Origin of the sequence: Methanobrevibacter sp. UBA417, from assembly GCF_002508845.1 — an archaeon.
GTDB lineage: Archaea > Methanobacteriota > Methanobacteria > Methanobacteriales > Methanobacteriaceae > Methanobrevibacter_A > Methanobrevibacter_A acididurans.
On record NZ_DAZC01000017.1, the window covers coordinates 72,492 to 81,407 of the forward strand.

Here is an 8,916-nt window from a genome sequence, read left to right on the forward strand (position 1 = left end):
TAATTTTTTTATGTCCCACTTATTTGTGTTTATTTTTTTTTAAGTTAACGAAATTATGTGTAGATTTTTAATTTTTTTTCTATCAAAATATATTTGGAGATTATATTTTTTTTAGTTATGAAAAATAATGTTTTTTTTAAAAATTTTATTTTTTTTATAATTTCATCAACGATGTAAAATTTAATTCACATCGTTTTTTATATATCCTTATGCTCATATATAAAGCTTTCTAAATAAAAATTCTAAAAATCATGAAAAACATAAACATAATAAAAAAGGTTTATAAACAATAAAATCATTACAATTAAATAATAATATACTTTAATATATCAATCAAAAGATAGAAAAAAATTCAAACTATCTAAAAATAAAAATTTATTAAACTATATTATTAAAAATATAAAAAAATTATTTAAAAGGAGAAAAATGCAATGTCAAAAATAACAATAGATAAAGAAAAATGTGATAATGTAGATTGTGGAGACTGTGTAGATATGTGCCCAGAAGAATGCTTTAAAATGGGAGAAGGAGAAATAGAAATCCAACACCCAGATTTATGCGATCAATGTGATGTCTGTGTAGATATTTGCCCAAATGCTGCAATAAAAGTCGAACCAGATGAATAAATAAATTCTTTTTATACATTTTTTTTTAAATTAATTTTAACCTTAAAAACTATTTTTTTGACAAAAAATTTTTTAAATAATAAAATATAAAAGTAAATTTTTAATAATATAAAATCATAAGAAAAATAATTGTTTGGAGGTTAAAAAATATGGTTACAATAACAATAGATAAAGATAAATGTGAAAATGTTGATTGTGGTGAATGTGTAGATATTTGCCCTGTAGAAAACTTTGTTATGGGTGATGGTGAAATAATCATTCAACACCCTGAAGAATGTACTTTATGCGAAATCTGTATGGATGTATGTCCAAACGGATCTGTCGTAGTTAAAGATGAATAAACATATTAAGTTTTAAACAATCTAATTTTTTTTATACATTTTCTTTTTAATTCTTTTAAACAGGCTATTTTTAATAATTAAATATTTTATTTTCAATTCTTTCGAACAATCTCTTTTTAAATCAACTAATTTCTATATTAACTATTAATAAATAGTAAATCATTTATACTAATTAAAAAAAACATTAAATATAATAAGTTTTTCATATTCCCCTTTTTTTAATTAAAAAAAAATTAATATGGATTTAAGTGAAATGGTTACTAAAGAAAAAAGAGCAACTATTATAAAAAATATGGATTCAACAATAATAGATAAAGCTCATAAGTTTATAAATTATGGTGCAATATTAATCTTAATATTCTCTATATTAATATTTATATTCGATACTAGTTTCATAACAGACATTATAGGTCCTAATTTTATTGGAAACATTGCACATAACCCTTTAATATATGCAATAATTTGTTTAGTTTTTCTCCTAGATCAAAAATTTGGGACAAAATTAAGAGTTTTAAACAACATATTATCTCTCTTTGTTGGTTTTGTTGGAGTATTAGCAATATTCTCCTATTATAATATTGTTGGTATTAATTATTTTTTATATAGTGTAACTAATAATGCATTATTTTTAGCTTATTATTTCATAATATACTCTATAATGTTAATATGTATAGTTAACCGGAAATGGTTAGGTTTATCACAATTTTTACCCCTTATTAATATTGCAGTAGCAGCCATTGGTATTTTAAACTGTTTAGCATTTCCAAATCCTAATTGGAGTATAATATTAAACTTTGCAGTTTTTAAAGTAATATTATCAGGATTGCTTTTTAATGCAAATCCTTATTGTGGTTTTATTTGGATTTTCTATTTAGATACTCCAGGAAGTCAATTTATACGTTATGGTATATTTGCTGTGCCCTTAATTTTTTTCATCCCCGTAGCAATAATAATGTATTATTTCACCCCTACACTATTAGTTGATCCTTATATAGTAGTTGCAACTCTTGCAATGTTAATTATTTTAATCATGCTTATTTTTTATAGTTGGAGAGTAGAACGTTATGATTTAGAAAATGTTTTAGCTTTTGATGAAAATGAGAAAAATCGTGAATTTTATGAATCTTTAATTCAGAATATGAGTGGTGGAGTACTTGCAACTGATAGTAAGGATAATATAATTTATATTAATAAAGCATTCAGTAGTTATTTTGGATTAAATGAAAAAATATTAACAAACACTCCATTTTTTGATGGTCAATGGTATTTCAGCATATTATTTGATGAATATGCTGAAGCTAAATCTAGTAAAAAACCTATATTCATTGAATATAAAGAGATTATGCACTATGCAGGTGTACGTTATATTAGTGGGTGGATAACACCAATAATTGTGGATGGTACTTTTAAGGGTATGATTTTTACTTTAATTGATGTATCTTCACAAGAAGGTTCCACTCTTAGTGCAGCATTAGATGATAAGAATATATTACTTGGAGAAGTTCATGATCGTGTTAAAAATAATATGCAAATAATTTTAAGTTTATTAAATATTCAATCTCATGAATCCCAAAATGATGAAATTAAAGAGGCAATTTTAGAATCTCAACAACGTATTAACACTATGGCTTTAGTTCATGAAAAATTATATCAAAACCTTGATTTTTCACAAGTAAATGTTATAAAATATGTTGATGAATTAATTAAAGAAGTATGTAAAAATTTCAGTAAAAATGATAATATAAGTTTTGATAAGGATATTTTAAATTCTAATTTCAGTATTGGAACTACTATTTCTTTAGGTTTAATTTTAAATGAATTATTAACTAATTGTGTTAAATATGCATTTCCTAATGGTAAAGAAGGATTAATTAAAATTAAACTTAGAAAAAACAAAGAAAATCTTAATGAATATTACTTTGAAATCAAAGATAATGGTGTTGGATTCCCTAATAATGATATTGATGAACATATGGGTATTAAAATTGTTAAAGAAATGGCTAGTCAGTTAAATGGTGTTGTAAATATTTATTCTTCTAATCATGGTGTTTTAGTAAATATTATATTCAAACCTGATGAAGAGAAAATGGATAAATATTAAATAATTCTCACTTCTTCTTTTTTTTTTAAACTAATTCTTTCCATTTTACTTACCCCTTTTTTTTATATAAAATTATTTAATTATTAAATACATAATTTAAGATTAGTGTTTATTTTTTTTCATAATAATTAAAATGAGGAGTATAATTTTAAAATGACTAAAAAAATGAAAAAAATCTTAATTCTACTATTATTTATTTGTCTTTTATGTAATTTAACCACTATTTCTGCGAAAAATATTACAAATAATGGTTCAAATCAGGTAAGTAATGTTAATCAATCATTTAATGATTTAAATCAAACTCTAAGTATGGGTAATTATACTGTAAATTTGAAAAATAATTATACTTGCCAATTAAATAATGATTCTAATTTATATCATGGTATAATTTTAAATGGTAGTCATCAAGTCATTGGTGAGAATTGTAAAATAGATGCTAACAATGAGGGTCAATTGATTTTTAATGTTAGTTCTGGTAGTAATATAATATTTAATAATTTAACTTTTAAAAATAGTGAAAATGCTGTGTATGTTTCTTCTAATTCTAATGTAATGTTTATTAATTGTGAATTTATAGGTAATCATGCAAATGATTATGGTGGTGCTGTTTATTTAGATAATACTTCACCAGATAATTCAATAAGTTTTATAAATTGTAGTTTTATTGATAATTCTGCAAAAATTAAAGGTGGAGGAATATATACTCTTAATACAAATCTTAAGATTATAAATTGTAATTTCACAAGTAATAATGCTGGAGAAGCTGGAGGGGCTATATTTACTAATTTAGCAAATGTAGAAATAATTAACTCTAATTTTATTAATAATTCTGCAGTTTCTGGTGGGGGAATAAATATTATTAGTGGTGAAATAATTAACTCTAGTTTCACAGGTAATTATGCAGAAACTTTAGGTGGAGCTATTTATGCTGTTGATAAATTAAATGTTAAAAATACAAGTTTCACATCTAATAAAGCTTTATTTTCTAGTGGTGCGATTTATAATACAATTAAAGTGGATTGTGAATTTTCAAGTTTTATTAATAATACTGGATCTGTTTATGCTCTTAAAACATGTACTTTAAATGGAAATGTATTTTTAAATAATAATTTAGAAAATCAGTATACTATTTATGTTAATTCTAAAGATGATTTAAATGCTAATTATAATTGGTGGGGTAATAATCAGGCTTTCAATAATTCTACTTTAATAAGTTTAAATCCATCTAACCCTATAAATCAGGGTAAGTCTTCTTTCACTCCAGATAATTGGATTATATTATCCTTAAAGAATGTGGATTATAATTTAGTATTAAGTTTAAATACTGTATATGATAATTTGAATAATTCTTATTTTTCTCTTCCAGAAAATATTAAACTGCCTTTTAGGCAAGCTTTCTTTATTACAAATAATGGTAAGGTAGATCCAGAGAATTTTAGTTTTATGAAAGAATTTACAAGTAAATATTTACCTAATGAAACTGTGACTAATAATACTTTTATAAAAGTTTTTGTGGATAATCAAACATTAAGTTTAAATTTTAACCCTAGAACTTTAACTATTAATAACTACACTGCAGTTTATGGTGTGATTGGAAATCTTACAGGAAAACTTTTAAGTACTGATGGTAGTCCTATTATTGGTCAGCATATTAGTTTGAATCTTACTAATCCATGTACTGGTTTGAGTAAGGTTTATTTTGTTAGTACTGATGTTAATGGTGAGTATCACTTAGAAATTAATCTTTATCCTGGATTATACACTGGTTTTGCAAGTTATGATAATTTAAGTACTTCAATTGTAAGTATTTTTATTATAGATCCAAGTCTTAATCTTAACAGTACTATTTTGACTGATAATAAATTCCAAGAAATTTATGGTGCTGGGGCTAATTTCACTGGTAAACTTTTAAATTCTAGTGGTAGTCCTATTATTGGTCAGCATGTTAGTTTGAATCTTACTAATCCGTGTACTGGTTTGAGTAAGGTTTATTTTGTTAGTACTGATGTTAATGGTGAGTATCACTTAGAAATTAATCTTTATCCTGGAGAGTATAAAGTTTTTTGTACTTATGAGGGTACTAGTCAGTATGAATCTTCTAATGTTTCTAATACTATTAGTGTTAGTGTTTAATTTCATTTTTTTAGGATTTTCCCCTAATTAATCTATTTTTCTTTTATTTTTCATCACATCTAAATTAAAATCTCATTTAATTAAAATGGTAGTTAAACTATTATTATTTATTTTAATTTAGGGTTAAATTAATAAAATTAGTTGTATGCTATTTTTTCTAGTTAAAGTTTATACTTAATTAGCATCTACCTATTAAATATCTTAAGTTTTATTAAAATTAATAAAAATACCTAAATTTATATCTAAAGTTTAATTTAGAAAAAAATGTTTTATATTAAAAAAAGACTTAGTAAAATTAGTTAAATTGTATTATTAAAAAGTATTGAATAGCATGTGCTTTAAAAAAAGGTTTAAAATATTTTTTAAAAACATATGTTAAAGGGGGTGATATGTGTTAACACATGCTATTCTAGTTAATCTATAAATATTTTATAGTATATAAAGGTATTTATTTTCATCATGAATTAGTTCTAAACTTTTTGTTTTTGGATTTAAACCTTTATAGCTCTTTTAGAAAAACTTGATTTATTCGCAAATTAACTAACTATCACTTTTTTTTATGAAAATAAATAAAAACAAAAATTCAAAAAAAATCTAAATTATTAGCACCTAAAATCTTAATATTTTTATAATTAAATATTTCAAAATCATGAAAAAATAGAGTAGGTGTGGAAAAAAAGAGAGCACACCCCATTATTTAGTAAATACTAATATTTACTAAAAATTTTTTCTCTCTTTTTATTAAATCCTACTTTAACATATGTTTTTCTTATTTTTCAGGCTTAATTTACTTATATTTTTTTTTAAGAGTCCTAAAAAAAATTTACATATAAACAGGCACCTGGTAATAATGAATATGGTCTTTTATTTATATATATTTTTTCTAAAAAAAAATTTTATGAATCCCTATTTTTAAATAATCTAAAAATCAGTATTGTTCCATAATATATGAACAAATAATAGGTGAATTTAAATATTAACACTCAATAGATTAACTATTATAAATTAAATATTTTTTAAAAGAATAAAAGGGGTTGCTAGGACTTGTCAAAGATTTGTCCAAAATGTAGTCAAGAATATGAAAATAAAATGGAATACTGTACAGAATGTGGATGTAAACTATCACAAGCTAAGAAAATACCACCGATCCTTTTTTGTCCTAAATGTGGAGGGAAATTAAGAAAAGGTGCAATTTATTGTGAAAAATGTGGAAGTCAAATAGAAAAGATAAACTCAAAACAGGAAGTTAAAGTAGAAAATTCAGATGAAAACTATAAAAAATATTATCCAATTCTCATAGGATTAATAATAAATAGTATAATAGGTTTAGTTTCACAAAACATTTATCCCGTAATAATTGGGGCTTTAATCCTTGGATATTTAAGTATTAATAATAACTTAGTTGACTTATTAATTTACAGTTTAATTCTTTCAATTTTATCATTAGTAATTATAGATTATAATCTTCTTATGAATTTTTTAAGTTCAATGCCTGCTACAATGTATTTTATCTACCTCCAATTTTTAACAGATTTAGCTTATTCAGTAGTATTAAGTGTTGTTTTTAGTTTTATTGGATTTAAATTAAAAGAAATTTTCCCAGAACTTCATAATAAAATAATTAATATGGGGGCTTAATTTTTTGAAACTTTATTGTCCAAATTGTGGAGAAGAAATACCAAAGAAGGATAAATTTTGTAAATATTGTGGAAAACCTTTAGAAAATCTTGAATCAGAAAAGAACTTAAGTTTTAAAGGATTAACTACTAAGTATCATTCATTAAATCCAAATGATAAATTACGTTTAAAAAATTTAAGCATTATTTTAATTATTACTGTAATAGTTTTAGCTAGTATGGGTGCAATTATTTATTATACGGCATTAAATCAAACAGTTGATTTAGGATCTGAAGGGAAATTTAATTTACCTTTTGGTTATGAAGTTGATGAAGAAAATAGTAATAATGATATGCTCTTAATGAATAATTTTAAAGAGTTAACTTCTATAGGAATAATACCTGGTGTGGATAATCAGCAAGATTATCAAGCTATTACTGGGTATCTTTTAGTAGGTCAAAGAAATGTTTATATTAATGGTTTAAGTGTAACTGAAGAGCATTATAGTGCTCCTTTGAGTTTTTATAAAGATCAATATAAGTATTATGTTGTTAAAGAGGGTAAACAATTAACTATAACTGCTTTAATGTCTAATGATTTGGATTGGAGTGTTCAAAAATCTGATAATCCTGTAAATATTATAATATCCACACTTCATTAAATTTTTAATTAAATTTCACTTTTTTTAATTTTTTTTGTAAGGTTTTATATAGTATATTACATAAAATGTCCTTCTAAACTTTAAAAATTTTTTCTAATTTTTTATTCTTTTACAATTTCATATGAATATATAATAAAATAAAACTTAAACTTTTTTTAATTTATCTTAATAATTATTAATAGGATGTTTTATATAAGTTAAAGATATAATTTTAATTAATAAATAATTTTTAATAATTATTAAGTAAAATTTTAAATTTACATATAAAGCAAGTAATGAAAATATAAAAAAAAGTGTTTTTTGTGATTTTAATATGATAGTTAAAAATTTAGATTGTCTATCTATACCTAAAGAATTAAAGAAAGTTGAAATTGAAATCTATGAGGATTTTTATATTTACTTAATCCAAATAGATGGTTTTGGCTATGCATTACATAGTAATAAAGGAGATAATCGTTCTAATTTATATGTGTTAAAAACTGATTTTTTACCATCTGATTATGTCTTAGATGAAAATTATGATGAAAAAAAACAATTTATTATTATTGTAAAAAGATTATTATTTAATTTATATGAAAATTTAAAGATTAAAGAATCTAAGAAGATGCAAGAAGAATATGTATTTATTCATTTAATGGATTTATTAGAAACAGGTCAATATGAAATTATAACTAAAGATTATGATTTATATAGTTTAATTGAAGAAGGAGTTATTAAACTAGTTATTGATACTTTAAAAAATGAAGTTAATGATTTAAAGACAACAGTTAATAATCAAGATTCTTAAAATAATTTATTTTAATTTAATTGAAATAAATATTATAACTTTTTTTATCACTTTATTAAGGTTTTTTTTCTAAATATATTAAAACTATTTTTTATTCTCTAATTTTTTATGAGAATTTGATTAATTAGTATTATAGATTCTATTTTTATGAAAATTATTTTTGATTTAAACATTTATATTTTAATTATTTTTCTTTAAGATAGTTTTTATGTTGAAAACTTTTATATTATTTAAGTTATTGTGAAAATATTAGTTTTTGCAAATATTTTTATTAGATTTTATCTTTGTTGTAACTTTCCTTATAGGTTGTGCCATGTGTTTATGGCGTTAGTCTTAATTTTATGTATTTTTACAATTAATTTTGATGACTGCTTTTCGCATGTGCTAAATTTATTATATTTATAAAATTGTATTAAATCAATTATTTGATTTATTATAATGTTCGTGAGAATCTAATATTAATTATTATGATTTGATGTTGGTTTTGTAGATGTGGTGATATTTGATTGTTATGTCTGATATGTAAGATGTAATGAATCTGTATTTTATGTGTATTACTCTGTCTATTTTTTTATGTGTACTTCTTAACGTGACTATTATGTTATAACGTATTTAGTTTACTACAATAATTTTTTTGTATTTTCTGTCAA

General features: G+C 22.4%; 7 protein-coding genes. All 7 read left to right on the forward strand.

The window, feature by feature from the left end; translation table 11 throughout:
• The first annotated feature begins 431 nt into the window (after nt 1–431).
• The 7 genes from BP769_RS02895 to BP769_RS02925 all read left to right on the forward strand — a co-directional run bounded on the left by BP769_RS02895 (nt 432) and on the right by BP769_RS02925 (nt 8,266).
• On the forward strand, nt 432–626 hold the full coding sequence (locus BP769_RS02895; RefSeq protein ID WP_413824925.1) for an indolepyruvate ferredoxin oxidoreductase subunit alpha: 195 nt from the start codon (nt 432–434) through the stop codon (nt 624–626).
• A gap of 149 nt (nt 627–775) precedes the next feature.
• Nucleotides 776–967, forward strand: a complete 192-nt coding sequence (locus BP769_RS02900; RefSeq protein WP_413824927.1) for an indolepyruvate ferredoxin oxidoreductase subunit alpha — start codon at nt 776–778, stop codon at nt 965–967.
• A 253-nt stretch (nt 968–1,220) separates the two neighbouring features.
• Nucleotides 1,221–3,068, forward strand: coding sequence for a sensor histidine kinase (locus BP769_RS02905; RefSeq protein ID WP_413824930.1), 1,848 nt, complete (start codon nt 1,221–1,223; stop codon nt 3,066–3,068).
• 153 nt (nt 3,069–3,221) lie between these two features.
• Nucleotides 3,222–5,201, forward strand: coding sequence for a carboxypeptidase-like regulatory domain-containing protein (locus BP769_RS02910; protein ID WP_413862013.1), 1,980 nt, complete (start codon nt 3,222–3,224; stop codon nt 5,199–5,201).
• A 1,044-nt stretch (nt 5,202–6,245) separates the two neighbouring features.
• Nucleotides 6,246–6,839: a double zinc ribbon domain-containing protein gene (locus BP769_RS02915; RefSeq protein ID WP_409198945.1), complete on the forward strand. Its 594-nt coding sequence runs from the start codon at nt 6,246–6,248 to the stop codon at nt 6,837–6,839.
• A 4-nt stretch (nt 6,840–6,843) separates the two neighbouring features.
• Nucleotides 6,844–7,479: a zinc ribbon domain-containing protein gene (locus tag BP769_RS02920; protein WP_413824936.1), complete on the forward strand. Its 636-nt coding sequence runs from the start codon at nt 6,844–6,846 to the stop codon at nt 7,477–7,479.
• A 313-nt stretch (nt 7,480–7,792) separates the two neighbouring features.
• Nucleotides 7,793–8,266 carry a hypothetical protein gene (locus tag BP769_RS02925; protein WP_413827655.1) on the forward strand — a complete coding sequence of 158 codons (474 nt, stop codon included), beginning with the start codon at nt 7,793–7,795 and terminating at the stop codon, nt 8,264–8,266.
• The last annotated feature ends 650 nt before the right edge of the window (nt 8,267–8,916 follow it).